Genomic DNA, 26859 nt, shown 5'->3' on the forward strand with positions numbered 1-26859 from the left:
GTCGGGCAGGTAGGTGGCCTGTGTGCTGGGCAGAGCGAACCCCTAGATCATCGTATGGCGTATGGAGTATCGTGACAACGTACACCGTACCAAGTTTGTTCCGAGGAGCCCCTTGCCCGCGCAGAGCGACGACGACCAGGCGAAACAACTGCTGCACCTGCTGTGGCGGCGGTCGCTGCCGCCGCGCGCGGGTGGGCGCGGGCCGAAGCAGACGGTGAGCGTCGACGCCGTGGTCGCGGCCGCCGTGGCACTGGCCGACCGCGAGGGGTACGCGAAGGTGTCCATCCGCGCGGTCGCGGCCGAACTGGGCCTGCGGCCGATGAGCCTGTACACCTACGTGCCGAGCAAGGAGGCGCTGACCGTGCTGATGGTCGACGCCGTCGCCGCGGAGGACGCGCCCATTCCCGCCGGGCTGCCGGTGCGCGAGCGGATGGCGGACATCGCGCGCCAGGTGCGCGCCGAGGTGCTGGCGCATCCCTGGCTGCTGGAGGTGTCGCCGTGGCGCGCGGTGCTCGGGCCGGGGCGGATGCGGCGCTACGAGCGTCAGCTGGCGGCCATCGAGGGGATCGGGCTCACGGACCTCGCGATGGATCGGGCCATCGCGGTGCTGACCGAGTTCGCGACCGGGAACGCGCGGATGGCGGTGGCCGCCGCCCGCGGCGCCGCGGAGCTGAGCGACGCGCAGTGGTGGGAGCGGTACGGTCCCGAACTGGCCAGGGTCATGCCGCTCGGGGAGTTCCCGCTCGCCGGGCGGGTCGGCGCGGCGGTGGGGGAGCGGTATCAGGCGCCCGCCGATCCGGACGGCGCTTTCGAGTTCGGGTTGGCTCGGCTGCTGGATGGAATCCTCGCCGAACTCGACACCGATGTGACCTAGGCCCCGTCTCGAAGTCCCTCCGCGGCCACGGACACATCCGGCCGGACTTCGAGGCAGGGCCTGGTCCACGTAGGCGAAGCCGAGCCTCGAGCGCTGTGACCTCGAACACAGTGAACTCCGAACACGCCCGCAGCGGGCGACGATTCGTCGCCCGCTGCGGGGAAAGGTCCTGTTGTTCGATGCTGTTGTGTCGGGAAGCGAAAACCGGTCAGAGGGCGGGAGCCGACTCCGTGTCGATCACGGCCTCGAGCTCACGCAGCCGATCCATGTGTTCGTTCGCGTGATGCTGGCAGAAGAGCAACTCTCCACCTGCGGGCAGAACGGCACGCACTCGGGCAGCCGCCCCGCAACGGTCGCAACGATCGACCGCGGTCAGTGGGGTGCTTGTCAGGGTTCCTGGCATGACTCCTCCGTCCTGGCTCCCGGCACTACAGTCCGTTCACCTGGTGTGGGGCCCGTGGTCACTCACCACGAGCTCGCTACCGCTACTTCCCAGCAGTGGTATGACTACTCTGTCAGACGTTCGGGACGGGGGCATTGTTCCCGCAAGTGATTCTGTGTGTTTTCTCTAACACGACCTGGGATTTCGCTGATGGCGAACGCTCCAGGTCAGGCATCGAACCACACTCGATCACCCACGAACTCGTCTATCCAGTTGGTCTGTTGGGAGATTACCCGTGACGTGTGACACTCACACGCTGGTTCACCTTTGTACTTTGCCCGAATGGCGCAACGCACGGCAAACCGGCGAGCACCGACCGCCCTCGTTGGCCGAGGTCGGGTTCGTTCACCTTTCGACGCCGCAGCAAGTCCACCTGCCCGCCAACCGGTTGTACGCGGGACGGCATGACCTGGTGCTGTTGCGCATCGACGCGAAAATGCTCGTGGACCCGGTGAAATGGGAGCCGGGCGTCCCGACGGACCCGGCCTCGATGCTCTTCCCGCACCTGTACGGACCACTCCCTGTGAGCGTCGTCACATCTGTCGACGAGTATCGGCCAGGGCCGAACGGAACTTTCGCGCCGCTGCCGGAGTGACCGCCGTCACTCAGCGCGCCCGCGCCTGCCGCGCCAGGATGGCCGCCTGAACACGGGACCGCACACCGAGTTTCGTGAGCACCCGCGAGACGTGCGTCTTCACCGTGGTCTCCCCGATGAACAACCGCGCCGCGATCTGCGCGTTCGACAAGCCATCGCCGAGGCAGTCCAGCACCTCGCGTTCGCGTTCGGTGAGATCGGCGAGTCCGGCCGGCGCGGCGGGCTCGGCGTCGGTTCCGGAAGACGCGAACGCGGCGATCACCGCCCGGGTGACCTCCGGCGCGAGCACCCCGTCGCCCGCGGCGACCGCGCGCACCGCGTCGACGAGCGCTTGTCCCGATGTGGATTTCAGCACGAAGCCGGACGCGCCTGCCCGCAGGGCGCGAAAGACGTACTCGTCCAAGTCGAATGTGGTGAGGATGAGGACCCGCGCCAGCGCGTCGGCGGTGATGCGCTCGGTGGCGGTGATGCCGTCCACGCCAGGCATCCGCACATCCATCAGCACCACGTCGGGTCGCAACGCCTTGGCCTGCGCGACCGCGACGTCGCCGTCGGCGGCCTCGCCGATCACCTCGATGCCCTCGGCGCTGTCCAGGATCATCCGCAACCCGGCGCGGATCGCGCCGTGGTCGTCGGCGATCAGCACGCGAATCGTCATGCCATCTCCGGAGTTCGGCTGCCATGTGGTGCCGGTTCCGCCCCGAGCGGAAGTCTGGCGCGCACCGCCCAACCATCGGCTTCCGGTCCTGCGGTGAAGCCGCCGCCCAGCGCGGCGGCGCGCTCGCGCATGTTCACCAGGCCGCGATGCGCCGCTGCGGAATTCGCGGATCCGGCCGAATTCGCCGGGGTGGGAGCGGGATTGCGCACCGACACGTCGAGTGTCGACCGATCGGCGCGCACCGCGATGTCGACCGGCCGCCCGGGGGCGTGCTTCATCGCGTTCGTCAAGGCCTCCTGGACGATTCGGTAGGCGGCCTGGTCCACCGCGCTGGGCAGCGCCGCGCCGTCGAGCGAATCGGCAACGCGCACCGTCGTTCCCGCCGACCGGGCGGCGTCCACCAGGATCGGCAACTGGGCCAGGGTGCGCGGCGCGGCGGGCTCGTCCTCGCCGCCGTCGTCGCGGCGCAGCAAACCGATCATGGTCCGCATCTCCTGGAGCGCGCTGACGCTGTTGGCCCGGATCGAGCCGAGGATCCCGGCCATCGCGGGATCGGTATCCGCGCGGGTCAGCACGCCGAGCGCCGCCTCGGACTGGATCGCGATGGCCGAGAGGTGCCCCGCGATGACGTCGTGCAGGTCGCGCGCCATCGTCTTGCGCTCGTCGGCGATGGCGGCGCGCCGGTCCAGCTCGGCCACCAACGCCATCGCCTGCACCCGCGCGCGTTCGGCCTCGGCGATCTCCTTGTGTGTCCGCACCGACAGCGCCCACCAGATCGGCGTGCCGACGAACGCGGCCGCCGCGGCGACCGAGAGCACCAGCACCCGCCAGTCGCCCGCCGCGACGAACGCCGCGATCGTGATCACCGTCGTCAGCCCGGCGCAGCCGATCGTCACCCAGCGCGAGACCGCGCGGGTGCCGTAGAGGACGGCCGCGTAGATCAGATCCGAGTAGACGATCCACACCGGCACCGTCGGGCCGAGCGCCAGATCGATGCCGACCGGGACCGCGCCAGCCAGCAGCGCCGCCAACGGCGCGCGCCGCCGCAGCAGCGTCGCGGCGCACAGCAGCGCGAGCACACCGAACCGGGTGCCGAGCGAAGGGGCGACGCTCGCCTGGGTCATCGGGTAGAGCCCGGACAGGTACAGGAACGCGCCGAAGGTGAACGCGAAGGCCGCGACCAGCGCGTCCTGCGCGGTCGCCGACAACGCGCGCCACTGCTTCACCGACCCATCACAGCACACCCGCCGACGGGCGCGGGTCCGCCGAAGTGATGACGCGCGATCGATCCGACGGCCGACGCGGCGCACCCCGGCGGGGCGCGAGGCTCGGTGCGTGACACTGTTGCTCGCCCTGATCGGGCTCGCGCTGGTGGACAGCACCAGCATCGGCACCCTGATCGTCCCCGTCTGGCTGCTGCTCGCCCCCGATCGACCGCCCGCCCCGGCGACTGCTGATCTACCTCGCCGCCATCGCTTGCTTCTACTTCGCGCTCGGCGTCGCGTTGCTGACCGTGGTCGGCGCTGGCCTCGAGCGGTTCGGTGAGCTGGCGCGCAGCCCGGTCGTGCTGGTGCCGCAGCTGGCGCTCGGGGTCGCGCTGTTCGCCGTCTCGTGGCGCTTCGATTCGAAGAAGCGCCGGGCCAGGGGCGAACCGGACCGGACGGCGGCGTGGCGCACCAGGGCGCTGCGCAGCCAGACCTCCGGCGCGGGTCTCGCGGTGCTCGCGGTGAGCGCCGGTGCGCTCGAAGCGTTCTCGATGGTGCCGTATCTGGCCGCCATCGGGTTGCTCGTCGCCGGTGACGTGCCGATCGGAGGTTCGGTGGCGCTGCTGGCCGGGTACTGCGTCGTGATGGTGGTTCCCGCGCTGGCGCTCACCGCGGGGAGGTCGCTGCTGCACACCAGGATCGAACCGTTGCTCGCTCGGCTGGACGCCTTCCTGTCCCGCCACGCCGACAGCGCGACCGGATGGGCGCTGGCCATCGCGGGCATCGTCTTGGTCCGCGGCGCCATCGGCGGCCTTGCCGCTGGCTGATCCTCGAGAGGGTTACGCTGAACAAGTGAACGTCGACGTCACCGCACTACCCGGCATCGGGGTACGCAAGGACTTCGAGGCCCGGTCGGGCCGCCGGATCGGCGTGGTCGACCACCGGGACGGAAGCATCGATCTGATCGTCTCCAAGCTCGACGACCCCGACGCCTGCGCCGCGCAGGTGCCGTTGACGAGCGACGAGGCGGCCGTGCTCGCCAATCTGCTCGGCGCACCGCAGCTGGTGGCCAAACTCCGCGAGGATCATCGCGACCTGCCCGGCATCACGACCAGGCAGCTGCCGATCGCCGAGGATTCGCCGTACGAGGGCCGAGCCCTCGGCGAGACGGCGATGCGCACCCGCACCAAGGTCTCGATCGTCGCGGTGATGCGCGCCGGTCAGCTGCACCCCTCGCCAGGGCCCGATTTCACCTTCGCCGCAGACGATCTGCTCGTGGTCGTCGGAACCCCCGACGGACTGGACGCCGCCGCGAAGATCCTCTCGCACGGTTGACCTGTGAACACGACCGCGCTCGCCCTGCTCGAGCTCGGAGCGGTGTTCTTCGCTCTCGGCATGCTGGGGCGAGTGGCGGGACGGTTCGGCATGTCCCCGATACCGCTGTATCTGCTCGGCGGACTGGCGTTCGGATCGGGCGGGTTCATCGAACTCGCCGAGGCCAACGAGTTCGGCCACGTCGCGGGCGAGATCGGTGTGGTGCTGCTGCTTCTGCTGCTCGGACTGGAATACACCGCCGCCGAGCTGGTGACCGGACTGCGACGGTCGTGGCCCGCGGGCGTGGTCGACATCGTCGTCAACTCGATCCCCGGTGTGGTGGTGGCGCTGCTGCTCGGCTGGGGCCTGCTCGGCGCGCTCACCATGGGCGGGGTCACCTACATCTCGTCCTCGGGCATCGTCGCCAAGGTGCTCAACGATCTCGGTCGGCTCGGTAACCGCGAAACCCCGGTCGTACTCTCGATTCTGGTGTTCGAGGACCTGGCCATGGCGATCTACCTGCCGATCCTCACCACCCTGCTGGCCGGCCTGAGCTTCATCAGCGGACTGCGGGCGCTCGGCATCGCCCTGGTGACGATCACGATCGTGCTGGTGGTGGCGCTGCGCTACGGCCGCTACGTCTCGGCCGTCGTGGACAGCTCGGACAACGAGGTGTTCCTGCTCAAATTGCTCGGAGCGGCGCTGCTGGTGGCAGGCGCGGCCTCGGCGCTGAATATCTCGGCGGCGGTCGGGGCGTTCCTGCTCGGCATCGCGATCTCCGGATCGACCGCGCACCAAGCCGCGAAACTGCTGGAGCCGCTGCGGGATCTGTTCGCGGCCATCTTCTTCGTCGCCTTCGGGCTGAGTACCGACCCGCGCGCGATCCCGCCGGTCTTCGGCTGGGCGGTGCTGCTCGCCGTGGTGACCACGGTGACCAAGGTCGCGACCGGCTGGTGGGCCGCGCGCAGGCAGGGCATCCGGCGGATGGGCCGGGCAAGGGCGGGGGCGGCGCTGGTGGCACACGGCGAGTTCTCGATCGTCATCGCGGGTTTGGCGGTGAGCGTCGGCGCGGTCGTCGGTGAACTGGCCGCGCTCGTCTCGGCCTACGTGCTCCTGATGGCGGTGCTCGGCCCGATCGCGGCGCGGGTGGTCGAGCCGCTGGTGGCCTTGGTGAAGCACGAGCCGGGTCCCGCGGTCACCCCCTGATCGGGAACGCCTTGCGCCGGTCGGCCGGGGCGCGACGCGCGTCGGCGGACGACTCCGAAGCGAGGCGCTACCTCCGGCGCGGAACGTCGTGCGTCGTCGGCCAATACGGTGTCCCCGTCGTAGGCGCTGCGGAGATCGCGGTCGACTGCGGACGGGGTTCGGGCGCGGGTTCCTCGGCGGCCAAGTGCATGGGGGCCGCGTGCGGCGGCAGCGAGGGCACGGGAGCCGCGTGTGGCGGGAGCGAGGGCACGAGATCCTCGGCGGTCGGTCGCACCGTGGACGGGGAAAGCGACGCGAGATGCTCCGGGGTGACGTGCACCGCGGCGGGGCGCGGTGGTGGCGGTGCGAGATCGTCGGCGGCAGAGCGCGCGGGGGCCACGTGGGGTTTGGGCAGCGGGGCGAGGTCCTCGGCGGCGGGACGGACGACGGCCGCGCGCAGCGGCGGCAGCTCGACATCGCGCTCGATCGCGGTGAGGCTCACGGCGATCAGCAGCAGCATGGTCACGATGCTGATGCCGACGATCAGCGGCGCGAGCAACTGCATCGCTCCCGTCCCGTCGACCGGCGCACCGTGGCTCGCGCCGTGCGCGTGCATCGACGCCATGCCCGTGTAGTGCATGCCGCACACGGCGAGGCCCATGATCCCCGCCGCGCCGGTGGTGGCTAGAAAACCGTTGACCCGCAACGTGAACCACAGCGCAACCGTCGCCGCGACCACCGCGATGACCACCGAGAGCGCCACCATCGGCAACTCGTAGCCGATGGTCGCGTTGGACTTCATCGCGAACATGCCGACGTAGTGCATGGCCGCCACGCCGAGACCCGTGACGGCGCCGCCCGCGAGCAGGGCGACCAGCGTCGGCTGCGGCGTGACCACCACGAACAGCCCGATGCCGACCACCACGATCGCGGTCGCCGCGCTGAGCAAGGTGAGCGGGACGTCGTAGCGGATCTCCGCTCCGGTGATCGAAAAGCCGAGCATCGCAATGAAATGCATGACCCAGATGCCGGTGCCGCCGATCGCGAACGCGGCGAGCACCAGCCACCCGGCCCTACCTTGCCCCGCCCTTGCCCGCGCGGCGCACTGCAACCCGAGCAGCGATCCGGTGAAGGACATGATGTAGGCCAGCAGTGGTGTCAACCACCCGTACGTGAAGTGGTGAATGTCGAGCACGTGAACCCCATGGCCGGGCCGAGACCGCCCGGCGATCGAAAACTTGTGCGTCAGACAGTACGGCAGCGCGCGGCGCAAAACCGCGTTCCCCGAAGTGTTTTGGATCACTTTCCGGTTTTGTTCCATCTGGAAAGTGGTATTGGCTCGTGCCCCTACCGTCGCGAACGACAACGGGCCCGCATCCCGGTCGTGCCGCCGAAATGGCAAGTGGCACAAGGAATGCGGGCCCGTGGGTCCGTGCGTATCAGTCCAGGTAGTCGCGCAGCACCTGGGAGCGGCTGGGGTGGCGCAGCTTGCTCATGGTCTTGGACTCGATCTGGCGGATGCGCTCACGCGTGACGCCGTACACCTGGCCGATCTCGTCGAGGGTGCGCGGCTGGCCGTCGGTGAGGCCGAAGCGCAGCCGGACAACGCCCGCCTCGCGCTCGGACAGCGTCTCCAGCACCGACTGCAGCTGATCCTGCAGCAGGGTGAAGCTCACCGCGTCGACCGCGACCACGGCCTCGGAGTCCTCGATGAAGTCGCCGAGCTGGCTGTCGCCCTCGTCGCCGATGGTCTGGTCCAGCGAGATCGGCTCACGCGCGTACTGCTGGATCTCGAGGACCTTCTCCGGCGTGATGTCCATTTCCTTGGCCAGCTCCTCCGGGGTGGGCTCGCGGCCCAGGTCCTGGAGCAGCTCGCGCTGGATGCGGCCGAGCTTGTTGATGACCTCCACCATGTGCACCGGGATGCGGATGGTGCGGGCCTGGTCGGCCATGGCGCGGGTGATGGCCTGCCGGATCCACCAGGTGGCGTACGTGGAGAACTTGTAGCCCTTGGTGTAGTCGAACTTCTCCACCGCGCGGATCAGACCGAGGTTGCCCTCCTGGATCAGGTCCAGGAACGCCATGCCGCGGCCGGTGTAGCGCTTGGCCAGCGAGACGACGAGTCGCAGGTTGGCCTCGAGCAAATGGTTCTTGGCCCGGTTGCCGTCGCGCACGATCCAGTTGTAATCGCGGCGCATCGCGACCGGCAGCTTCTCGCCCGCCTCGGCGAACTCGCGCACCTTCTCCGCCGCGTAGAGGCCTGCCTCGATCCGCTTGGCGAGTTCGACCTCCTCCTCGGCGTTGAGCAGCGCGACCTTGCCGATCTGCTTGAGGTAGGCGCGCACCGAGTCGGCGGAGGCGGTGAGCTCCGCGTCCTTGCGGGCCTGCCGCAGCGCCTCGGACTCCTCCTCGTCCCAGACGAAATCGCCGGAGGCCTTGTCCTTCTCCGACGGCTCCTCGGCGCCCTCGGCTTCCTCGTCCTCGGCGACGTCCTCGGCCGAGTCCTCCGCCAAGTCCGCGTCGTCGGCGAGCTCGCCTTCATCGACCTCCAGATCGTCCAGATCCTCGAGATCGAGAGCCTCGTCCTCCAACGCCTCCTCGGCGCCGGGCTCGCCGTCGGGGCCCGCCTTCTTGGTGGCGGCCTTCTTCGCGGGCGCCTTCTTGGCCGCGGCCTTCTTCGCGGGCGCCTTCTTGGCCGCGGCCTTCTTGGCCGGTGCCTTCTTGGCGGCAGCCTTGCGGACCGGCCGTGCTGCGGTTACATCGGTGGAGTCGGCGTCGGCCGATTCGGCGGTCTGACGGGTCGTGGCTACCACGTACGCCCTTTCGTGACGGTCTCGTGCGGCGTCACGCCAGAGTGGTGTTCCGGCGGAGCGGTCTGTCGGGTTTCACCGGCGGAGGGCCGGTCGGGTTTCTCCGGCTCACCGCCGGGCATGTTCCATTGTAACGATCCAACCAGGGTACTCACGGCACGATGCCAGTTGTCGCACGCCCGCCTCGCGCGTGTTCCGCGTCGTCGCCGACCCGTCGCTCACGCGCCGCCGTGCAGGTCACGGGACGACGCCCGAGGCGATCGCCATGGCGGCGCCGACGATACCCGCGGTGTTGCGCAGCCGGGCGGGGACCACCGGAGTCCGATTGGTCAGCAAGGGAATCCACTGGTCGGAATCGCGGCTGATGCCACCGCCCGCGACGATCACCTTCGGCCAGAAGAGGTTCTCCAGACCGATCAGTACGGTGCTGACCTCCGCGGCCCACTGCTCGTAGCTGAGGCCGTCGCGATCCTTGATGGAGGCCGCGGCGCGGTGCTCGGTCTCCATGCCGCCGATCTCGAGGTGGCCGAGTTCGGTGTTGGGCACCAGGGTGCCGTTGTAGAGCAGCGCGGAGCCGATGCCGGTGCCGAAGGTCAGCAGCAGCACCAGCCCGTCGAAATCCCTTGCCGCGCCGTAGCGGTCCTCGGCGAGCCCGGCCGCGTCCGCGTCGTTGAGCACCGTGACCGACCGGCCGCCGAGCGCCGCCGAGAACAGGGTGCGCGTGTCGGTGCCGATCCAGGTCTTGTCGATGTTGGCGGCGGTGCGGGCGACGCCTTCGAGGACCACGGAGGGCAGCGTGATGCCCACCGGGCCGGACCAGTCGGCCTCGGCGACCAGCTTGGACACCGCGTCGGCGACGGCGTGCGGTGTCGATGGATGCGGGGTCGCGATCTTGATCCGCTCGTGCAACAGCTCGCCGGTGGCCAGATCGACCGCGGCGCCCTTGACGCCGCTGCCGCCGATATCGATACCGAATGCGTGCCCCCGAGCGGACATGGCTAACCCCTCGTTCCCTTAGCTGGCGGTTGTGATGACAGCGCCCGCCGCACCGGGCCCACGCGGCCGCCCGAGGGCGGGTGCGCTGGGGTGCCCGACGACGGCGCTGTGTCGTGCACGACAAGAGTAATGCGCGATCGAGGCTGCGCACGTGGAAGCATCTGTGATGCGATGGATGGCGTGCCGGAATCCAGTACCCCAGTAGCCGAAGAGTCCGCCGCCGAGACCGCAGAGACCGTGTCCGAACTTCGCCGCTTGGCGGTCGAGCTCGCCGAACGAGCCGCGGCCCACGTCCGCGCCCGCCGCCCCGAGGTGTTCGGCGCGGTCGCGATCGACGGGGCCGTGCGTAGCAAGGGCCACGCGACCGATCCGGTGACCGTGGTGGACACCGAGAGCGAGGAGTTGATCCGCGCGCTGCTCGCCGAGCGACGGCCGGGCGACCCGATCGTCGGCGAGGAAGGCGGCGGCAGCATGATCGCCGACCGCGACGCGGTGCACTGGGTCGTCGACCCGATCGACGGGACCGTCAACTTCCTCTACGGCGTCCCCGGCTACGCGGTCTCGGTGGCGGCGATGCGCCGCGGACGCTCCGTGGCGGGTGCGGTGGTCGACGTCGCGCGGGCGGTGACCTACAGCGCCGGGCTCGGCGCGGGCGCCACCGCGACGGCCGCCGAGGGCACGGTCGAACAGTTGCGGTGCAATCCGGTCGAGGACCTCTCGATGTCGTTGGTGGCCACCGGATTCGCCTACGGCACGCACCGGCGCGCACGGCAGGCCGAACTCCTCGCGCGGGTGCTGCCCCGGATCCGCGACATCCGCCGCTTCGGCGCGGCCGCGCTCGACCTGTGCCATGTCGCCGCCGGGCGGGTGGACGCGTACTACGAGCACGGGCTCAACGCCTGGGACTGGGGCGCGGGCGCGCTGATCGCCGCGGAAGCGGGCGCGCGCCTGACGCTTCCGACCGCGACCGCGTCCGGTGCGGCGGGCGATCTCGTCGTCGCCGCTGCCCCTGGCATCGCACGGGAACTCGGCGAGCTGCTGGCCGAAGTCGGTGCGACGGAGCCGCTCCCGGATCGCTGATCCGAAAGCGGCTCCGTCTGGGTGGGGCTGCTCGGCGTCGACTACGGAACGCGTCAGCAGTGCGCGGCGCGCGCGGCGTCGAGCAGTTCGGAATCGATCGCCGTGCTGCCGCCGGGCGCCGGATTCTTCAGCGAACGCAGCACCTCCTCGGCGTCGTTGCTCGGCCGCAGATCACGGAACAGTGAGCCGAGCACCAGGTCCACGCTGTCGTCCTCGCGCTGATCCTCGATCAGCTCGGCGCACGGCGCGACCAATTGCACCGACGCCGCGGCGGGCCTGCCGTTCACGCCGAAGCGGATCTGCCCGGTGCATTCCAGGTCGCCGTTGACGTATATGGAATCGTTGCCGTACTGCGTGCCTGGTGCGCTCGCGAAGCCGAGATCACCGAGCTGCGCCGCGACGTGCGCGGCCTGGCCACGCTGGTTGTTCGCGTTCAGCACGCGCACCTTGCTCGCCGCGAGCGGTGCGGGTTCCACCTGCTCCAGCCGCGACGCGCCGACCCGCTGACCGAGCTTGGGCGCGGGGGCCGCTCCCGGATCGCTGGCGGGACTCGGCGCGTTGCAGGCCATCGCGGTGGTGTCGGTGTCCTGCGTCGTCAGCGCCTTGATCCACACGATCGCGCAGATCAGCGCCATGACGCCGAGCATGATGAGCCAGGGTTGGGGGCGGCGCCGAGCGTAGGGTCGTCCCTGCGAATCCGACGCGCTGCCTTCGGTGATCAGTGAAACCACGAGCCACACTCTACGAAAATGTCGTGAGGCGGGTGCGGAAGGTCTCGGCGAGTTCCAGCGTTGGTGTCGATTCCCCGACAGTTTCGACTCGGCTGTGTTTTGATTGCGACTTTTGTCGCGCGGTCCGCTATTGTCTGGCGGCCCAGATCGAATCACCAGCGGCGAAAACGGTGGGTCGGTCGCGGGAACAAGTAGGGCATGTCCTGCGTTTACCGAGCGCTACCGGGTATGGATCCTAGTGATCCCCCCTGATAGGTGACCGGTGCACGTGTGATGTGCACCACCGGCGGGGCGGTGCGGACGTTCGATTCCGGCGAGGAATCGGTGTGTCGGCAGCCGGTCCGGGATATACGGAGTAAGGACGAGGGGAAGACGACATGGCAACCGACTATGACGCACCGCGGCGCACCGAATCCGACGATGTGTCGGAAGATTCGCTGGAGGAGCTGAAGGCTCGTCGCAACGAGGCGCAGTCCGCCGTCGTGGATATCGACGAATCCGATACCGCGGAGTCGTTCGAGCTTCCCGGCGCGGATCTGTCCGAGGAAGTGCTTTCGGTTCGGGTGATTCCGAAGCAGGCCGACGAGTTCACCTGTTCCAGCTGCTTCCTTGTTCACCACCGCAGCAGGCTTGCCAGCGAGGCAGGCGGTCAGATGATCTGCATGGATTGCGCAGCCTGATACTTCGCGGAATGTGAGATCCGGCCGGATCGCGGGTTCGGCCGAAGGTAACTGTCAGCCCGCGCTCGGCAGCCCGAGCGCGGCAAGGACCTTTTCCGGTCGGCGCGTACTGATCAACCAGTACGGCGTCGGATCATCGGGGTCGTCGAGGACCAACAACACCATCGGACCGATCCAGGGACGGTGTTGCACATACGCGGCGGGATCGAGCTGGCGGCCGAGGGCCGCGCTCTTCGCGGAGGGGGCGACCATCGCCGCACGGGACACGAAATTCACCGGCAGGTGAGCGCGGTCGACGCGCAGTTCCGGTGTTCCCGAGGCGTCGGCGGCCACTTCCACCTTGTGGCGGCTCAACCACAGCAGCACCCACGCCGCGATCGGGAACAGCAGAACGTAGGGCAGCCAGGCCCGGATTCCCGGTGCGCCCATGTGGATTTCGGCGGCGAGCAGCCCGGCGATGCCGAACGCGACCGGCCACCACCACAGCGGCACCCAGAGCCGCTCATTGTAGGGCTGGCGGGCCTGTTTCTCGTTGTCCGTCACCGAAGGGTTGGGCCTGTCCGACACGACTCAACAGTAGGCCACCGTCCCGCCAGGCGAACGCCGAGGTACGCGTAGGCTCGACCAACGTGAGCGCACTTTCACCGATACCCCTGCTGCGGCTGGATCCGGGCATTCCCGTGCCGACGCGCGCCCATGCGGGCGACGCGGGCGTGGACCTGTGCACCACCGAGGACGTCATCCTGGAGCCGGGGGAGCGGGTGCTTGTCGGCACCGGTGTCGCCGTTGCGCTGCCGGTCGGCACGGTCGGGCTGATCCATCCCCGGTCCGGGCTTGCCGCCAAGACCGGGCTGTCGGTGGTGAACACGCCGGGGACCGTGGACGCGGGCTACCGGGGCGAGATCAAGGTGTGCCTGATCAATCACGATCCGCGCACGCGCATCGAGTTGCGCCGAGGCGATCGGATCGCGCAGCTGCTCGTGCAGCGGGTCGAGCTGGTGGACTTCGTCGAGGTCGATCAGCTCGACGACACGACGCGGGGTGCGGGCGGCTACGGGTCCAGCGGCGGTCACGCCAGTCTGGGCGCGGAGACCGACGGGGCGAGCCGGGCGACCGGCGGGGAGGCGTGAGGCGACGATGTTCGGAAAGAGAAAGAAGCGGTCGGACCGGTTCGAGGACCAGTACGACGAATACGGCGCCGAGTACGACGACGTGGACTACGACGCCGAGTACGACGAGCTGTCCTACGACGAATTCGCCGAGGACACCGCCGGTTTCGCGGAGCGCAAGGAGGAGGGCGAGCGGACCGGCCCCTACGACTACGACGAAGTGGCCGAGCTGCTCGAAGGAGTCGTCGAGCAGCGCCTCGACCTGGGTTCGGTCATCCTGCCGGTGCCGCCGGGCGGCCAGCTACAGGTCGAGATGACCCCCGACGGCACCCCGCAGGCGGTGCACCTGGCCACCGAGCACGGCCGCATCACCGTCGCCGCCTATGCCGCGCCCAAATCGCCGGGACAGTGGCGTGCGGTGGCGGCCGACCTCGCCGACTCGCTGCGCAAGGACGGCGCGCGGGTCGCGGTGGAGACCGGTCCGTGGGGCCGCGAGGTCCTCGCCATCACCGAGGGCGCCGATCTGCGCTTCATCGGGGTGGACGGCTACCGCTGGATGGTGCGCCTGGTCGCGGCGGGCCCGTCGGGCGCGGCGAACGACGGCGCGCCGCTGGTGGCCGCGGCCCGCGCGATCCTCAGCGAGACGGTCATCCGGCGCGGCACCGACCCGCTTCCGGTGCGTGATCCGCTGCCGGTCGTCCTTCCGCAGCAGCTCGCCGAACAGCTGGCCGCCGCGCACCAGGCGCAGATCGAGGCGCAACAGCAGCAGATGGCCGCCCAAGCCGCCGGGGTCCACAACCCGGTGCCCGCGCAGCCGCAGACGTTGCCTCCCCAGCCGCGCCGCGGCGCCGACGGCTCGGCCATGCAGCAGCTCGGCCTGAACTGACCCGACCGAAGGTGACCCTCGGCCGCCCAATGCGACCGAAGGCCACCTTCGGCCGATTCCCCGCCCGCGGGCGTGTCCCGAGCGAAGGTGACATGCAGTCCGGCTGACGGGATCAGGGCCGCCTTCTGTCGGGAGGCTGCTCTTGCTGACCGACACGGCCGCGGACCGCGATGGGTCCCGGATCGACCGTCAGTCGAAGGCGGTGAAGCCGAGGCGGCCGAGGATCGCCGGGTCGGCGCCCAATTCGTCGAGGGTGGTGCGGAACAGTCGGGCGCCAGGGATCAGATCGGCCCACTCCTCGGCTACGGCGAGGGGATGGACCGGGTCGTCGACCGCGGTGACGACCGCGACCGGCACGTCCAGCGTGGCGAGGCGATCGGTGCTCGGCCACTTGTAATCGGCGGCTTCTTCCAGGGCTTGCGGCAGATGCGGCCACTGGGAGCGCCAGGACTGGGTCAAGGCGTCGGCGAGCCAGCGCGGGCTGCTCGCGCGCATCCGGGCGATGACCGTCTCCAAGCCGTCGGCGCGCAGCTGCTCGGCCGTCACGGCGGCGCTGAGCGCGGCAGGGCAGCGGGCGGTGTCCGAGCCCGTCCACGCCGGCAGCGCGGCGACGACGCCCACGACGGATTCCGGATGCGCGCCCGCCCACTCCAGTGCGATCGCCGCGCCGAGCGAGATGCCGGCGGCCAGTACCGGGCCGCGCGCGGCGGCCGCGTCCAGCGCGGCGTGGCAGCTCGCCACGACAGCGCGCGGATCCGGCTCGACGGCAATCGATTCGAACCCGCGGGCGACGCTCGCCGGACCGAAGGCGCGCCGGGCGAAATCGGCGTCGGAGCCGGTGCCAGGCAGCGCGACGACGAGCGGAACCGCAGGTCGTGTCGCCGTCGTGACATGTGTGGAGTCGAACACCGGGTCGAGCGTAGCGGGGGTGACCGCGGGCATCTACAGTGGCGGGTGTACGGCCAACAGCCGGTCGTCACCGAACAACCACGATGGCGTGAGACCCGCGCCATCTGTGCAGCAGGAGAGCGTGCAATGCCATCCGCAGCCTCAGGGTATTTTCGACGTCTGGGCCGCAGGCTGACCGAGGACATCGACCGACTCGATGCCGAGGAGCTGGCCGAGACCGCAGAGGCGTCGGGCGCGTGTCGGGCGTCGGAGTGTCGTCGCGGTGACGAAGCGACGATGCTCGGTCGTCTACGAAGTGTGGAGGCCTGCCCCAAAGCGGTGGGCGCCAGTGTTCAGGCAGAATTCTTCGACGGCACCGATGCCATCACCCTGGTGTGGATCGGCCGCCGGCGCATCCCCGGCATCGAACCGGGGCGGCGCATTCTGGTCCGCGGCCGGGTCGGTGACCGAGACGGCCGTAAGGTGATCTTCAACCCCTACTACGAATTACGCGGGAACAGCTGACACGTATGCCTTCGAGCAACGACCACGGCGCCGATCTAGGCACGCCGACCGATATCGAGCGACCGATCGACGCCGCGGCTCGCCGGCGAGTGGACGGCCGTCCTGCCTCGGCCGAAGAGGCCGTGCGTGAGGAAGCCGCCGAACAGACGCTGCTCGAGCAGCTGGGCGGTTTCAGCGGCCTGATCTACTCGACGTTGCCGGTGCTCGTCTTCGTCCCCGTGAACACCCTCGCCGGGCTCACCGCCGCGATCTGGACGGCGCTCGGCGTCGCGGCCGCCGTGCTGGTGTGGCGGCTGGTGCGCCGCGAGCCGCTGCAACCCGCCATCTCCGGCTTCCTCGGCGTCGGCGTCTGCGCGCTGATCGCCTACCGGGTCGGCGAGGCCAAGGGCTTCTTCCTGTTCGGCATCTACACCAGCCTGATCTACGCGGGCGTGTTCCTGGCCTCGATCCTGGTGCGCAGGCCGCTGGTCGGCGTGATCTGGGGCGTGCTCAACGGCCACGGCTCCGGCTGGCGGTCCGATCGCAGGGCGCTGCGCCTCTACGACCTGGCGACCGCCACCTTCGTGGTGGTCTTCACCGCCAGATATCTGGTCCAGTCCGAGCTCTACGACACCGACCAGACCGGTTGGCTCGCCGTCGCCCGCATCGCGATGGGTTGGCCGCTGACCGCCGTCGCCTTCGCCGTCACCATCTGGGCCGTGCGCCGGGCGGGTCATCTGCCGCGCGCCAAGGCCGAAACCGCCTGATACGGAACAGGGGTGGGGCCTGACCCACCGCCGAGGTGGTGCACTCTCCACCCTGGGGTACCTGGTTGGTGAGCCGAGTTCATCGGACGATCGTTTGCAACACGAGAAACGCAACGATCGGCGAGAAAGGACTCGGACATTGGCTACCGAGCACACGGTTTCGACCACCAAGACCCACGCCCACACCAGCCCCGCGCTGTCGGAGAGCCGCCGGGTGGCGGCCGAACTGGACAAGCTGATCGGCCCCGCCGCCGCGGGCGACAAGCGCGCGGTGTCGGAGATCGTGCGGGTGGTGCACCCGCTGGTCCGCCGCTACACCGGCGCCCGCCTGGGCAACACCGCCCACCTGCACGTCACCGCTGACGACGTGGTGCAAGAGATCCTGCTGGCCACCGTCAAGGCCATTCCGCGCTACCAGGATCAGGGCAAGTCGTTCCTGGCCTTCGTCTACGGCATCGCGGCCAACAAGATCGCCGACGCGTTCCGGCGCTCACAGATGCACCCGACCTACCCCGTCGCCGACGTCCCCGACTCCCCTTCGGCGGCCGCGGGCCCGGAGGAATGGGCGCTCGCGCTCGAACGCCGCACGGCCACAAGGGAATTGATGAAGATCCTGGCCCCGGCGCACCGCGAGGTGCTGGTGATGCGGATCGTGCTCGGCTGGTCGGCCGCGCAGACCGCGGAGGCCATCGGCACCAGCCCCGGCGTGGTCCGGGTGATGCAGCACCGCGCCCTCAGCAAGCTGCGGGCGCAGCTGCAGCCGGCGTCCTGACCCCCGAACCGCGGCAGCAAACCGTATCGGGGTGTTATGGCTTGATGCCGTGGTGGGCCAGCGCCACCCGCAGATCTTCCTCGGCTTCCACCGAGGTCACGAACAGCAGCTCGTCCTCGCCCTCGAAGGGATCGTCGGCCTGCGGCACGATCACCCGGCCGCCGCGCAGAATCGTCACCAGCGCGGCGTCGCGGGGCAGGGTCAGGGTGCGGACGGGCTTGCCCGCCAGCGCGGTGTCGGCGGGCAGGGTGATCTCCACCAGGTTCGCCTGCCCTTGACGCAGCGTCATCAGGCGGACCAGATCACCCACCGAGACCGCCTCCTCGACCAGCGAGGCGAGCAGGCGCGGCGTGGAGACCGCCACGTCGACGCCCCACGACTCGTCGAAGAGCCATTCGTTGCGCGGGTCGTTGACCCTGGCGACCACTCGGCGCACGCCGAACTCGGTCTTGGCGAGCAGGCTGTGCACCAGGTTCGCCTTGTCGTCGCCGGTGGCCGCGATGACCACCTCGTAGGTCTCCAGCCCGGCGTCTTCCAGCAGCGCGAGCTCGCACGCGTCGGCGTGTACCCAGACCGCGTCCGGAATGGCTTCCGCATCGATGTGGTCGAGCTGACGCTCGATCAGCATCACCGTGTGTCCGCTGCGTAGTAGTTCGCGGGCAATCGATCGGCCGACGGCGCCTGCCCCGGCGATGGCCACCTTCATGATCAGTCCTCGCTAGCGGGGGGCTTGCCGGCCAGTGCGACGACCTCGCCGACGTTGCCGGAGTTCGCGGCAACGTAGACGATGTCGTCGGCCTGGACGATGGTCTTGCTGTCGGGCAACAGGCCCTGGCCGAACCGGATGATGAACGCCACCCGGACGGAAATCGCGCGCTCCAGATCGCGCACGGTGCGCCCGTACCAGTCCTCGTGCAGCGTCAGCTGGGTCACCGCGACCGTTCCGGTGGGATCGCGCCAGGTCGTCGTGCTGGAATCGCCGACGAGGGTCCGCATGAAACGGTCGGTGGTCCACGGCACCGTGGCGATGGTCGGGATGCCGAGCCGTTCGTAGACCGCGGCGCGCTTGGCGTCGTAGATCCGGGCGACCACGCGCTCGACGCCGAAGGTCTCGCGTGCCACCCTGGCGGAGATGATGTTGGAGTTGTCGCCGGAGGAGACCGCGGCGAACGCCTCGGCTCGCTCGATTCCGGCGCGGGTCAGCACATCTCGGTCGAAACCGACGCCGACCAGGCGCTCGCCGGGGAAGTCCTCACCCAGCCGAAGGAACGCGCTCGGATCCCGGTCGATCACGGTGACCTCGTGGCCAACCCGGACCAGGGCGCGGGCCAGCGACGAGCCGACGCGACCGCATCCCATGATCACTACGTACACCGTGCAACCTCGCTCCTGGACCAATGGCTTTCGGTCTACTTGCCTGTCCGCAGAACCGTACCCGCCGGATGTGTCCATGGCCCACTTTCCCCCTTCGGGGGGCGGGCAAACCTGTTTGTGACCCGTGGGCCTGCGCAGACGCGCAGCGGCACCCCGCGGGCGATCAATGGCCGGGGGATCTATGCTCGCTCCAGTGTCCAAGTTGACGACAGCAGCCAAGCGCATGCTGCTGGGCAGGCCCTTCCGTAGCGATTCGCTGGGGCACACGCTGCTGCCGAAGCGAATCGCGCTTCCGGTGTTCGCCTCCGACGCCATGTCGTCGGTCGCCTACGCGCCGGAAGAGATCTTTCTCATGCTCTCGGTGGCGGGTATCTCGGCCTACGTGTACGCGCCGTGGGTGGGTCTCGCGGTCGCGTTCGTGATGGCCGTCGTCGTGGCCAGCTACCGCCAGAACGTGCACGCCTACCCGTCCGGCGGCGGCGACTACGAGGTCGCGACCACCAATCTCGGCCCGACCGCCGGGCTCACGGTCGGCAGCGCGCTGCTGGTGGATTACGTGCTCACCGTCGCGGTGTCGATCTCCTCGGCCGCCTCCAACATCGGCTCGGCCATTCCGTTCGTGGCCACCCACAAGGTGCTGTTCGCGGTGGTGGCCATCGCGCTGCTGACCGCGATGAACCTACGCGGCGTCCGGGAATCCGGGACCATGTTCGCGATCCCGACCTACGCGTTCATCATCGGCATGTTCGTCATGCTCGGCTGGGGCCTGTTCCGCACCATGGTGCTCGGCGAGGAGCTGCACGCCGAGTCGGCCGGTTTCCAACTAGACGCCGAGGACGAACAGCTGTACGGCCTCGCCTTCGCCTTTCTGCTGGCGCGCGCGTTCTCCTCCGGCTGCGCCGCGCTGACCGGTGTCGAGGCGATCAGCAACGGTGTGCCCGCGTTCCGCAAACCGAAGTCGCGCAACGCCGCGACCACCCTGCTGCTGCTCGGCAGCATCGCGATCGTGCTGCTCTTGGGCATCATCATCCTGGCGCAGAAGATCGGCGTCGTTTACGCGCACGACACCGACCACCTGGTGGGCGCGCCAGCGGACTACCACCAGAAGACTCTGATCGCCCAGATCGCTCAGACGGTGTTCCAAGGCTTTCCGATCGGCTTCTTCCTCATCACTATCGTCACCGCCCTGATCCTGGTGCTTGCCGCCAACACCGCCTTCAACGGGTTCCCGGTGCTCGGTTCGGTTCTGGCGCAGGACCGTTACCTGCCGCGTCAGCTGCACACCCGCGGCGACCGGCTGGCCTTCAGCAACGGCATCCTGTTCCTGTCCGGCGCGGCGATCGCGTTCGTCGTCGTCTTCGGCGCCGAGGTCACCAAGCTCATCCAGCTCTACATCGTCGGCGTGTTCGTCTCGTTCGTGCTCAGCCAGACGGGCATGCTGCGGCACTGGACGAGGCTGCTGCGCACCGAGACCGATCCGTCGCAGCGGGCCAGGATGCAGCGTTCCCGAGTGATCAACGCGATCGGCCTCAGCGCCACCGGGGCGGTGCTGATCATCGTGCTCGTCACGAAGTTCTTCGCGGGCGCCTGGATCGCGATCCTGACCATGGTGGCGATCTTCGTGGTGATGAAGAGCATTCGCCGCCACTACGATTCGGTCGCCAGGGAGCTCGACGAGCACGAGTGGGACGGCGTGCTGCCGAGCCGTTCGCATTCGATCGTGCTGGTCTCCCGGCTGCATCTGCCGACGCGGCGCGCGCTGGCCTACGCGCGCGCCACCCGCCCCGACACGCTCGAGGCGATCACGGTGAACGTCGACGAGGCCGACACCAGGGCGCTGGTGCGGGAATGGGAGAAGAGCGATATCACCGTGCCGCTCAAGGTGATCGAATCGCCGTACCGCGAGATCACCAAGCCGGTGTTGGACTACGTCAAGCGGGTGCGCCGCGACGCACCACGCGACGTGGTGACGGTGTTCATCCCCGAGTACGTCGTCGGCCACTGGTGGGAGCAGGTGCTGCACAACCAGAGCGCACTGCGGCTCAAGGGCAGGCTGCTCTTCGAGCCCGGCGTCATGGTGACCTCGGTGCCGTGGCAGTTGAGCTCGTCGACGACGCGGGCCGGGCAGGCGGGCGAGATCAACGCCCCGGGCGCGGTGCGGCGCGGCTACGAGGACCGGGTATGACCGACTGGTTCGGCCAGACCTTCGACGTGCGGCTCGGGCCGCCCGGACACGGCGGGTTCTGCGTCGGCAGGCACGAGGGCCGGGTCGTGTTCGTGCGGCACGGGCTGCCCGGCGAGCTGGTTCGCGCCACGGTCACCGAGGACCGCGGCGGCTCGTTCTGCCGCGCCGACGCCGTGCGGATTTTGGAGCCTTCGCCGGATCGGGTGCCCCCGACCTGTCCGGTGTCCGGGCCGGGCGGCGCGGGCTGCTGCGATTTCTCGCACGCCACGCCCGCCGCGCAGCGGGCGCTGAAGGCGGCGGTGGTCGCCGAGCAGCTGCGCAGGCTCGCCGGGATCGAGCGCGAGATCGTCGTCGAACCGATCGCCGGGTATCCGGACGACGCGAGCGGCGGCTGGCGCACCAGGATCCGGCTGCCGGTCGACGCCGAGGGGCGGGCAGGCATGCACCGCTACCGCAGCACCGAGGTGATCGCGGATCTGCGCTGCCCGCAGCCGGTGCCGGGTGCGATGGACGGCATCGCGGACCGGATCTGGACGCCGGGCGCGGATCTGGTCGTCGCGGTGGACGGGGACGGCGTGCGGCATCTGGTGGAACTGCCGCCTGCCGAGCAGGTGACCGCCCGGCGTGGGCGGCGGCACGGTGGCGGACCGCGGGGTCGGCGCAGGGACGGCGGGAACCAGGGCGCGGAGCGGCCGCGCGGTGTCGTCGGCCCCTCGGGCCGGGTGGAGGAACGGGCCGAGGATCCCGACGAGGTGCGCCGCGAGGCGGTGGCGCGGCGGGCCGCGTCGCACGCCGCTCGTGACGAATGGGTGGTCGACGGCACCGGGCGGGCCGTGGAGTACGTGGCCGGACGGCGCTGGGAGGTCGCGGCGACCGGTTTCTGGCAGGCGCATCGCCTTGCGGCGCAGTGTTATTCGGATCTGGTAGCGGACTGGTCGGGACTCGACAGTGGCGACCTGGCCTGGGATCTCTACAGCGGCGCTGGGGTTTTCGCGGCGCGACTGGCGGATCGCGTCGGCTCGCGGGGATCGGTGCTCGCGGTGGAGTCCGCGCGTTCGGCCGTGGCCGACGGACACGCCGCGCTGCGCGACCTGCCCTGGGTGGATCTGCGGGCCGAACGGGTCGAACGCTGGGTGGCCGAGCACGTGGGCGGCGCCGCGCCGCGGGCCGTGGTGCTCGATCCGCCGCGCGCGGGCGCGGGCAAGGAGGTCGTCGCGGCGGTGGCCACGGCCGGCCCCGCCCGCATCGTCCACGTCGGTTGCGACCCGGCCGCATTCGCCCGCGATCTCGGCCTCTATCAGTCGCACGGCTACCGCCTCACCGACCTGCGCGCCTTCGACGCTTTCCCCGCCACCCACCACGTGGAATGCCTTGCGCTACTGGAGCGCTGACCGACCGGGCGCTTAGAGTCCAGGCCATGACCGTGTATGTGATCGCCCAGCTGAAGTTCACCGACCGCGAGGCCTACGACCGCTACCAAAAGCGCTTCCTGCCGGTGTTCGCCAAGTACGAGGGCACGCTGCTCGCCGCCGACGAAACCCCGACCACCCTCGAAGGTACGACCGACCGCGAGAAGGTCGTCCTGATGTCCTTCCCCGACGAGGCCGCCGTCACCGCGTGGTCGCAATCCCCTGAGTACCGGGAGATCTCGAAGGACCGCGAGGCGGGCGCCGACACGATCACCCTGCTGGTGAAGGGCCTCGACCACCGCCCCAGCTGACGCGGAAGCGCCCCGATCGGGACAGCGGCCCGCGTAGAGTCGCCGGCGTACCCGAGAGTCCTTGCGCTGGACGATGACCGGGCGATGCCGAGGGAGGGATGTCGTGATCCATCACGTGCAGGTGAGCTGTCCGCCGGGATCCGAGGGCGCACAGCGCGCGTTCTACACCGGTGTGCTCGGCTGGCCCGAGTTGCCGAAGCCGCCGCTGCTGGCGGCGCGTGGTGGTTGCTGGTTCCGGGTGCCCGGCAACGGTGGGCCGGACGGTGAGCTGCACGTCGGTGTGGAGGCCGACTTCCGCCCCGCCGCCAAGGCGCATCCCGCGTTCGTCGTCGACATCGACGCGACGGCCGAGGCGGTCGCGGGTGCGGGGTATCCGGTGCGGTGGGCCGATCCGGCGGAAATTCCGGGGCGGCGCCGGTTCTTCACCGTGGACGGTGTCGGCAATCGGCTCGAGTTTCTGGCGGACTGAGTTCGGAACGCGCTGTGCGGCGGACGCATATCGGACCCGACGCTCGGTCCGATCAGTGTTCGTAGTGGGGTGGGCGGCGGTCGCGGCGGGCGCGGATGGCTTCGTCGAAGTTGTCGGTGGTGAGACGGACGTAGAGCTGGGCCAAGCCCTCCTGCTGCATGTGCGACTCGAAGCTGCTCGCCTCCAATCCGCTCCACAGCATCCGTTTGGTGAGCTCGGTGCCGACCCTGCTGAAGCCGATGATGCGGTCGGCGAGGTCGTAGCAGGTGTCGAGGAGCTTCGCGGTGGGCACGGTGCGGGAGACCAGACCGATCCGCTCGGCTTCGACGGCGTCGACGTCGCGTCCGGAGAGCATGATCTCGAAGGCGCGCGCGGAGCCGATGGCGCGCGGCAACAGGAAGCTCATGCCGAGCTCGGTCGAGGTGAGGCCGTTGTTGATGCCCGCCGCGCGGAAGTACGCGTCCTCGCCCGCGATGCGGATGTCGGCGCCGACGCTCAGGCAGAACCCGCCGCCGATGGCCGCGCCGTTGATCGCGGCGATCACCGGCTGATGCATCCGGCGCAGCGTGATCATCACGTCGTTGAGTAAGTCCATCGAGCGGCGCGCGACCGTGGTGGACGTGAGCCCCGCGGTGTTCGGCACCCGCCCGGCGCCCTGCAGGTCGGCGCCCGAACAGAACCCTTGCCCCGCACCGGTGAGCACCACCACGCGGACGTCGTTGTCGGCGCTCACCTGCTCGAGCGCCTCGCGCAGCGGGATCATCACGTCGAAGGCCATGGCGTTCATCCGCTCCGGCCGGTTGAGCGTCACCAGCGCGACGTGCGGCCGCGGCCGGTCGACGAGCACGAAGGACATGGCGGCTCCTGACCCGCGGCGCCGGGTCCGCCGCGCGCCTTCACTATAGGGTCGCCCGCGCGCCGATCGCGGCGAATCCGTCGCTGCGTCAGTCCAATTCCCAGGTGGCGCGCACGCTCGCCGACACCTCCGATTCGCCGAGCTCGACCGGCACCGCGGCGGCGAACGCGACCTCGCCTACCGGCGCGGACATGGCGCGCATCCGCGGCGCGAACGGCGGTGCGGACGCGGCGTTCTCGGTGATCTCCAGCACCGAGCCCAGCGTCCGGCCCGCCCGCGCGGCGTACTGCTCGGCCTTGGCCAGCGCGTTGTCCCATGCCGCGTCGCGGGCCCGCGCGAGCAACCCGGCCTGATCGGCGAAGGTGAGGGTGAGCCCGCCGAGCCGGACGTCGTCGCCGCCCGCCTCCACCGCGTCGGCGATGATCGTCGCGGGTCCGGTGTCGGCCCCTGCTTCGGCGTCGATGTCGCGCAGCGCCACCGTCAGATCGGCGGTCGCGAGATAGCCCGTGATGCGGTTGCCCTGTCCCTCGGTCCACACCGTCTCGGTGCGCACCGACAGCCCGCCGGTGGCGATGTCCGCGTCGGCGACGCCGTTGCCGCGCAGCGCCGCGGTGACCGCCGCGACCCGCTCGCCCGCCTGCCCGTAGGCCAGCGCGACCTTGCTCGCCCTCGTCTCGATGGAAATGGTGACGCGCATCAGATCCGGGGTGGCGCGCACACTGCCCTGCCCGAAGGTGGTGACCGTGCCGGTGTCGGACTTCTTCTTGCTCACGTCGCTGCGCTCCTCGCTCGCTCGGTGGTGTCGGGTCCTCGTCGCAGGCTCAACGGATGAAACGGCTCAATAGTCCCCGCCGCGCACCGCGATCGCGCGCACGGCGGCGTCCATCTGCGCGTACGCGCCCGCCGCGAGCCGTTCCAGCAGCGCCAGCTTCAGCTGCGGCGCGCGCTGGGCGAGCACGTCGAAGCGGGCGGGGCTCAACACCGCGACGCGGACGCCGGTCTCGGCTCGCGCCTCGTTCACGAACGGGGTGCCAACCAGCATCGGGATCTCGCCGAACGACATGCCCGCCGAGAGCGTGACCAGCCGGTGGGTGCGCCCGTCGGCGCCTTCGAAGCTGAGCCGGACCCGGCCCTCCAGGATCAGATACAGCCCGGAACGGCCGCTGCCGCGGCGGGCGATCACCTCGCCACGGGCGATGGTGCGCACCTCGAAATCCGCCGCCAGTCGCGCCCTGGACTCGGGGGTGAGCGCAGCAAGCGCGGGATGCTCCGCGACTGTGATCGACGTGCACGCCGGTTCGTCGGCGGGACGGTGGCGGGCGAGCACGATGTCCTCGCACCACTCGGTGGCGGTGTCGCGGTCGACGAAGACGCGGCCGCGCGGGTCGGCCCGGTCCACGCTCGAGATCAGGCGTCCCAGTTTGGCGTCCGGGTCCACCAGCGCGACAAGGCACCCGGTCGCGGCCAGCTCGCGTCGCAGCTCGTCGAGCATGGTCACCGCGATCGCGCTGACCTCACCCACCCGGCGCAGGTCGATCACCAGTGCGTCCAGTCCGCCTGCCCGCGCCTCGATCGCGCGCACCGCGCCCTCGGCGCCCGCGAACAGCAGATCGCCGTGCAGTTCGTAGACCCTGGCCCGGTGTCCGTGCTCGTCGAGCACGGCGATCTCCCCGGTGCTGCGCCGCGTCCTGGACGGCACCTCCACCACCGTGTAGTCGGCGCGGATCGCGGTGCGCGCCGACCGGGTGACGTGCAGGAAGTGCAATTCCAGCCGCCGCGACAACGCCCGGCAGGCCGCGACACCGCGCACACTGTTGCCGTGCCGGTCCAGGCGAGGGGAGTAGACGGCGATCCCGATCTGCCCGGGCAGCACCGCAAGAATGCCGCCGCCGACACCGCTCTTGGCGGGCATGCCGACGGTGCTCACCCACTCGCCCGCCGCGTCGTACATTCCGCAGGTCGTCATCACGCTCAGCACCTGCTCGGTCAGCGTGCTCGACAGGGCCCGCTCCCTGGTCAGCGGATTCACGCCGTTGTTGGCCAGTGTCGCGGCCATCACGGCGAGGTCGTGGCAGGTGACGTCTATCGAGCACTGCCGGAAGTAGCGGTCCACCGCCTCGTCCGGATCGGAGTCGATGACGCCGAACGAGCGCAGCATGTAGCCGATGGCGCGGTTGCGGTAGCCGGTGCGCGCCTCGGAGGCGTAGACGGCTTCGTTCACGCGCAGCTCGCGCCCGGCGAAACGGGAGTAGCAGCGGCGCACCCGCTCGAATTTCTCGGCGGCGTCGCGACCGTCGATCAGTGCGGCGGCGGTGATGGCGCCCGCGTTGATCATCGGGTTGCGCGGACGAGCGGTCACCGGGTCCAGGCTGATCTCGTTGAACGCTTCGCCGGAGGGCTCCACGTCGATCCGCTCGGCCACCGCGGCGGGTCCGCGATCGGCCAGCGCCAGCGCGTAGGTGAACGGCTTGGAGATCGACTGGATGGTGAAGGGAGCGTGCACGTCACCGGCGCCGTACACCCGCCCGTCGGCGGTGGCCAGGCACAGGCCGAACGAATCGGGTTGCACCGCGGCGAGTTCGGGAATGTAATCGGCAGGCTCGCCGGACCGATCGGCCAGGCACTCGGCGTACACCTCGGCGACAATGCGTGCCACCACACCGGAATCGGTCGTTCGCGGAACCGCTGGCTCGGGCTCGGCCACCCGACCACTGTATGGCCGTTCGCCGCCGACGCGCTCGAACTTCGGCCGGACTCCG

General features: G+C 70.0%; 30 protein-coding genes. 16 read left to right on the forward strand and 14 right to left on the reverse strand.

Annotation, left to right across the window (positions count from 1 at the left end; genetic code table 11):
• Nucleotides 1-112: 112 nt before the first annotated feature.
• Entirely contained in the window at nt 113-874 is a 762-nt protein-coding gene (locus NAM01S_RS04240; RefSeq protein ID WP_253798302.1) for a TetR/AcrR family transcriptional regulator, read from the forward strand.
• Between the two features lie 208 nt (nt 875-1082).
• Here NAM01S_RS04240 and NAM01S_RS36330 read toward each other — a convergent pair whose 3' ends face one another.
• Nucleotides 1083-1277, reverse strand: a complete 195-nt coding sequence (locus NAM01S_RS36330; RefSeq protein ID WP_029903635.1) for a DUF7455 domain-containing protein — start codon at nt 1275-1277, stop codon at nt 1083-1085.
• Between the two features lie 274 nt (nt 1278-1551).
• Here NAM01S_RS36330 and NAM01S_RS04250 point away from each other — a divergent pair, with 274 nt between their 5' ends.
• Complete coding sequence (locus tag NAM01S_RS04250) at nt 1552-1911, forward strand: DUF952 domain-containing protein (RefSeq protein WP_067779570.1); 360 nt, start codon at nt 1552-1554, stop codon at nt 1909-1911.
• 10 nt (nt 1912-1921) lie between these two features.
• On the opposite strand, the gene NAM01S_RS04255 is transcribed toward NAM01S_RS04250, so the two are convergent.
• Both NAM01S_RS04255 and NAM01S_RS04260 read right to left on the reverse strand, forming a co-directional pair.
• Nucleotides 1922-2569 (reverse strand): response regulator, encoded by a 648-nt coding sequence (locus NAM01S_RS04255; protein WP_067779573.1) that lies wholly within the window; start codon nt 2567-2569, stop codon nt 1922-1924.
• Nucleotides 2566-3795, reverse strand: a complete 1230-nt coding sequence (locus tag NAM01S_RS04260) for a sensor histidine kinase (RefSeq protein ID WP_067779576.1) — start codon at nt 3793-3795, stop codon at nt 2566-2568. The genes NAM01S_RS04255 and NAM01S_RS04260 overlap by 4 nt, the downstream gene beginning before the upstream one ends.
• A 245-nt stretch (nt 3796-4040) precedes the next feature.
• Here NAM01S_RS04260 and NAM01S_RS04265 point away from each other — a divergent pair, with 245 nt between their 5' ends.
• From NAM01S_RS04265 to NAM01S_RS04275, 3 genes are read left to right on the forward strand one after another with little or no spacing between them, the layout of a single operon-like run.
• Nucleotides 4041-4601 carry a GAP family protein gene (locus NAM01S_RS04265; protein WP_253798333.1) on the forward strand — a complete coding sequence of 187 codons (561 nt, stop codon included), beginning with the start codon at nt 4041-4043 and terminating at the stop codon, nt 4599-4601.
• Between the two features lie 25 nt (nt 4602-4626).
• Nucleotides 4627-5109 (forward strand): cation:proton antiporter regulatory subunit, encoded by a 483-nt coding sequence (locus tag NAM01S_RS04270; protein ID WP_067779578.1) that lies wholly within the window; start codon nt 4627-4629, stop codon nt 5107-5109.
• 3 nt (nt 5110-5112) lie between these two features.
• Entirely contained in the window at nt 5113-6294 is a 1182-nt protein-coding gene (locus tag NAM01S_RS04275) for a cation:proton antiporter (RefSeq protein WP_067779580.1), read from the forward strand.
• A 67-nt stretch (nt 6295-6361) separates the two neighbouring features.
• Here NAM01S_RS04275 and NAM01S_RS37030 read toward each other — a convergent pair whose 3' ends face one another.
• The 3 genes from NAM01S_RS37030 to ppgK form a co-directional block, all read right to left on the reverse strand.
• Nucleotides 6362-7468, reverse strand: a complete 1107-nt coding sequence (locus tag NAM01S_RS37030; protein ID WP_084482430.1) for an MHYT domain-containing protein — start codon at nt 7466-7468, stop codon at nt 6362-6364.
• Between the two features lie 244 nt (nt 7469-7712).
• Nucleotides 7713-9086, reverse strand: a complete 1374-nt coding sequence (locus tag NAM01S_RS04285; RefSeq protein ID WP_067779582.1) for an RNA polymerase sigma factor — start codon at nt 9084-9086, stop codon at nt 7713-7715.
• A 234-nt stretch (nt 9087-9320) separates the two neighbouring features.
• Nucleotides 9321-10079 (reverse strand): polyphosphate--glucose phosphotransferase, encoded by a 759-nt coding sequence (ppgK, locus tag NAM01S_RS04290; protein ID WP_067779585.1) that lies wholly within the window; start codon nt 10077-10079, stop codon nt 9321-9323.
• Between the two features lie 171 nt (nt 10080-10250).
• Here ppgK and NAM01S_RS04295 point away from each other — a divergent pair, with 171 nt between their 5' ends.
• Nucleotides 10251-11159 carry an inositol monophosphatase family protein gene (locus NAM01S_RS04295; protein WP_084482431.1) on the forward strand — a complete coding sequence of 303 codons (909 nt, stop codon included), beginning with the start codon at nt 10251-10253 and terminating at the stop codon, nt 11157-11159.
• 53 nt (nt 11160-11212) lie between these two features.
• Here the strand turns inward: NAM01S_RS04295 and cei are convergent, their stop codons facing one another.
• Entirely contained in the window at nt 11213-11890 is a 678-nt protein-coding gene (gene cei, locus NAM01S_RS04300; RefSeq protein WP_067780073.1) for an envelope integrity protein Cei, read from the reverse strand.
• Nucleotides 11891-12267: 377 nt separating this feature from the next.
• On the opposite strand from cei, the gene NAM01S_RS04305 reads away from it, so the two are divergent.
• Nucleotides 12268-12570 carry a DUF4193 domain-containing protein gene (locus tag NAM01S_RS04305; RefSeq protein ID WP_067779587.1) on the forward strand — a complete coding sequence of 101 codons (303 nt, stop codon included), beginning with the start codon at nt 12268-12270 and terminating at the stop codon, nt 12568-12570.
• Nucleotides 12571-12624: 54 nt separating this feature from the next.
• Here the strand turns inward: NAM01S_RS04305 and NAM01S_RS04310 are convergent, their stop codons facing one another.
• A complete protein-coding gene (locus tag NAM01S_RS04310) occupies nt 12625-13137 on the reverse strand; it encodes a DUF3093 domain-containing protein (RefSeq protein WP_084482433.1) in 513 nt (170 codons plus the stop codon).
• Nucleotides 13138-13199: 62 nt separating this feature from the next.
• On the opposite strand from NAM01S_RS04310, the gene dut reads away from it, so the two are divergent.
• Together dut and NAM01S_RS04320 are read left to right on the forward strand one after the other, a co-directional pair.
• Nucleotides 13200-13700: a dUTP diphosphatase gene (dut, locus tag NAM01S_RS04315; protein ID WP_067779593.1), complete on the forward strand. Its 501-nt coding sequence runs from the start codon at nt 13200-13202 to the stop codon at nt 13698-13700.
• Nucleotides 13701-13707: 7 nt separating this feature from the next.
• On the forward strand, nt 13708-14565 hold the full coding sequence (locus NAM01S_RS04320; protein ID WP_067779596.1) for a DUF3710 domain-containing protein: 858 nt from the start codon (nt 13708-13710) through the stop codon (nt 14563-14565).
• Between the two features lie 189 nt (nt 14566-14754).
• Here NAM01S_RS04320 and NAM01S_RS04325 read toward each other — a convergent pair whose 3' ends face one another.
• Complete coding sequence (locus NAM01S_RS04325; protein WP_253798299.1) at nt 14755-15474, reverse strand: alpha/beta fold hydrolase; 720 nt, start codon at nt 15472-15474, stop codon at nt 14755-14757.
• A gap of 126 nt (nt 15475-15600) precedes the next feature.
• Between NAM01S_RS04325 and NAM01S_RS04330 the strand changes: the two genes are divergently transcribed.
• The 3 genes from NAM01S_RS04330 (at nt 15601) to NAM01S_RS04340 (ending at nt 17496) form a co-directional block, all read left to right on the forward strand.
• A complete protein-coding gene (locus tag NAM01S_RS04330; RefSeq protein WP_067779602.1) occupies nt 15601-15978 on the forward strand; it encodes an OB-fold nucleic acid binding domain-containing protein in 378 nt (125 codons plus the stop codon).
• 5 nt (nt 15979-15983) lie between these two features.
• Nucleotides 15984-16724, forward strand: coding sequence for a DUF3159 domain-containing protein (locus NAM01S_RS04335; RefSeq protein WP_084482435.1), 741 nt, complete (start codon nt 15984-15986; stop codon nt 16722-16724).
• Between the two features lie 139 nt (nt 16725-16863).
• Nucleotides 16864-17496, forward strand: coding sequence for a sigma-70 family RNA polymerase sigma factor (locus tag NAM01S_RS04340; RefSeq protein WP_084482437.1), 633 nt, complete (start codon nt 16864-16866; stop codon nt 17494-17496).
• Between the two features lie 34 nt (nt 17497-17530).
• Here NAM01S_RS04340 and NAM01S_RS04345 read toward each other — a convergent pair whose 3' ends face one another.
• Both NAM01S_RS04345 and NAM01S_RS04350 read right to left on the reverse strand, forming a co-directional pair.
• On the reverse strand, nt 17531-18202 hold the full coding sequence (locus NAM01S_RS04345; protein ID WP_067779605.1) for a potassium channel family protein: 672 nt from the start codon (nt 18200-18202) through the stop codon (nt 17531-17533).
• Between the two features lie 2 nt (nt 18203-18204).
• On the reverse strand, nt 18205-18870 hold the full coding sequence (locus NAM01S_RS04350; RefSeq protein WP_067779607.1) for a potassium channel family protein: 666 nt from the start codon (nt 18868-18870) through the stop codon (nt 18205-18207).
• Between the two features lie 193 nt (nt 18871-19063).
• On the opposite strand from NAM01S_RS04350, the gene NAM01S_RS04355 reads away from it, so the two are divergent.
• The 4 genes from NAM01S_RS04355 (at nt 19064) to NAM01S_RS04370 (ending at nt 23244) form a co-directional block, all read left to right on the forward strand.
• On the forward strand, nt 19064-21055 hold the full coding sequence (locus tag NAM01S_RS04355; protein ID WP_067779610.1) for an APC family permease: 1992 nt from the start codon (nt 19064-19066) through the stop codon (nt 21053-21055).
• Nucleotides 21052-22446: a class I SAM-dependent RNA methyltransferase gene (locus NAM01S_RS04360; protein ID WP_067779620.1), complete on the forward strand. Its 1395-nt coding sequence runs from the start codon at nt 21052-21054 to the stop codon at nt 22444-22446. Before NAM01S_RS04355 ends, NAM01S_RS04360 begins: the two co-directional genes overlap by 4 nt.
• Before the next feature lie 26 nt (nt 22447-22472).
• Complete coding sequence (locus NAM01S_RS04365; RefSeq protein WP_067779623.1) at nt 22473-22775, forward strand: DUF1330 domain-containing protein; 303 nt, start codon at nt 22473-22475, stop codon at nt 22773-22775.
• Between the two features lie 103 nt (nt 22776-22878).
• Entirely contained in the window at nt 22879-23244 is a 366-nt protein-coding gene (locus NAM01S_RS04370; RefSeq protein WP_067779626.1) for a VOC family protein, read from the forward strand.
• A 52-nt stretch (nt 23245-23296) separates the two neighbouring features.
• Here the strand turns inward: NAM01S_RS04370 and NAM01S_RS04375 are convergent, their stop codons facing one another.
• The 3 genes from NAM01S_RS04375 to glsA all read right to left on the reverse strand — a co-directional run bounded on the left by NAM01S_RS04375 (nt 23297) and on the right by glsA (nt 26804).
• Nucleotides 23297-24100 (reverse strand): enoyl-CoA hydratase, encoded by an 804-nt coding sequence (locus tag NAM01S_RS04375; protein WP_067779629.1) that lies wholly within the window; start codon nt 24098-24100, stop codon nt 23297-23299.
• An 88-nt stretch (nt 24101-24188) separates the two neighbouring features.
• Nucleotides 24189-24872, reverse strand: a complete 684-nt coding sequence (locus tag NAM01S_RS04380; RefSeq protein ID WP_084482439.1) for an SIMPL domain-containing protein — start codon at nt 24870-24872, stop codon at nt 24189-24191.
• A gap of 66 nt (nt 24873-24938) precedes the next feature.
• Nucleotides 24939-26804 carry a glutaminase A gene (gene glsA, locus NAM01S_RS04385; RefSeq protein WP_084482486.1) on the reverse strand — a complete coding sequence of 622 codons (1866 nt, stop codon included), beginning with the start codon at nt 26802-26804 and terminating at the stop codon, nt 24939-24941.
• Nucleotides 26805-26859: the final 55 nt, after the last annotated feature.

Origin of the sequence: Nocardia amikacinitolerans NBRC 108937 (assembly GCF_001612615.1) — a bacterium.
Lineage (GTDB): Bacteria > Actinomycetota > Actinomycetes > Mycobacteriales > Mycobacteriaceae > Nocardia > Nocardia amikacinitolerans.

Coding starts and splice junctions, on each gene's coding strand:
- NAM01S_RS36330 (WP_029903635.1), bottom strand. CDS start 1,277: ATGCCAGGAACCCTGACAAGCACCCCACTGACCGCGGTCGATCGTTGC.
- NAM01S_RS04255 (WP_067779573.1), bottom strand. CDS start 2,569: ATGACGATTCGCGTGCTGATCGCCGACGACCACGGCGCGATCCGCGCC.
- ppgK (WP_067779585.1), bottom strand. CDS start 10,079: ATGTCCGCTCGGGGGCACGCATTCGGTATCGATATCGGCGGCAGCGGC.
- NAM01S_RS04295 (WP_084482431.1), top strand. CDS start 10,251: ATGGATGGCGTGCCGGAATCCAGTACCCCAGTAGCCGAAGAGTCCGCC.
- NAM01S_RS04305 (WP_067779587.1), top strand. CDS start 12,268: ATGGCAACCGACTATGACGCACCGCGGCGCACCGAATCCGACGATGTG.
- NAM01S_RS04320 (WP_067779596.1), top strand. CDS start 13,708: ATGTTCGGAAAGAGAAAGAAGCGGTCGGACCGGTTCGAGGACCAGTAC.
- NAM01S_RS04330 (WP_067779602.1), top strand. CDS start 15,601: ATGCCATCCGCAGCCTCAGGGTATTTTCGACGTCTGGGCCGCAGGCTG.
- NAM01S_RS04335 (WP_084482435.1), top strand. CDS start 15,984: ATGCCTTCGAGCAACGACCACGGCGCCGATCTAGGCACGCCGACCGAT.
- NAM01S_RS04345 (WP_067779605.1), bottom strand. CDS start 18,202: ATGAAGGTGGCCATCGCCGGGGCAGGCGCCGTCGGCCGATCGATTGCC.
- NAM01S_RS04360 (WP_067779620.1), top strand. CDS start 21,052: ATGACCGACTGGTTCGGCCAGACCTTCGACGTGCGGCTCGGGCCGCCC.
- NAM01S_RS04365 (WP_067779623.1), top strand. CDS start 22,473: ATGACCGTGTATGTGATCGCCCAGCTGAAGTTCACCGACCGCGAGGCC.
- NAM01S_RS04375 (WP_067779629.1), bottom strand. CDS start 24,100: ATGTCCTTCGTGCTCGTCGACCGGCCGCGGCCGCACGTCGCGCTGGTG.